This is a genomic window from Neisseria sp. 19428wB4_WF04 (genome assembly GCF_015235335.1).
Taxonomy (GTDB): Bacteria; Pseudomonadota; Gammaproteobacteria; order Burkholderiales; family Neisseriaceae; genus Neisseria; species Neisseria musculi.
Genome location: NZ_JADGLG010000140.1, coordinates 1 through 658, shown reverse-complemented (window position 1 = coordinate 658; position 658 = coordinate 1). Strand labels below are relative to the sequence as shown.

Genomic DNA, 658 nt, shown 5'->3' with positions numbered 1-658 from the left:
CAGTTCATCAGAGTTTCGGTTCCATCGCCATCCGCATTCCCTCAGGTGCAAATCAAAGTTTTTGGTTACGCCATTGAATTTGGCGGGCCTTCGTTTGGTAAAACTCCGGAAGCTTTCAATACCATTGATGTGCCCGGTACCATCTGCAAACTCATTTTGTCCGTGATTAACGCGCAAATGTTTAGAGTAGCCGGCATCGACCAGGCCGCTGTAACCGCGCCGGCTATCAGAATAAAAACACTCTCCAGAGAGACCTTTCCCAATATAACAGCTTGAAGTGTTTGCTTTTTACAATCAGGAACGATTTCGGTATAAACCCTGCCGTCTCTTTCGAAAATACCAAAGACGGGTTGTTTAAGCGTTCCTCTGCCATGCTTTGACTCGCCATGGAAACCGCGCTGCCGTTTGGCACCAAAATAGCTTTCATCAACCTCCATGCTGCCGTATAACAGGTCTTTTTGCCCGCTTTGGCAGCGGTATATTTCGTGTCTGAACATGCGATACCGGTGGTTGATGGTATTGCGGTTGAAGCCTGTCGGCAAAGTGGTTTTGAGGCTTCTATACCGACACAAAAATGCTTGATAATTTTTTGAGCTGATGGTCACTTAACTTGGTGTTATATTTCATTTTTCCAGGCTGACAGAGCTATTCTGCCAGT

At 46.2% G+C, this 658-nt stretch carries 1 pseudogene; it reads right to left on the bottom strand.

Annotated features, from left to right (window positions below):
* Nucleotides 1-627: pseudogene (locus IR141_RS12675) on the bottom strand (IS1595 family transposase); the annotation flags it as partial.
* Between the last annotated feature and the right edge of the window lie 31 nt (nucleotides 628-658).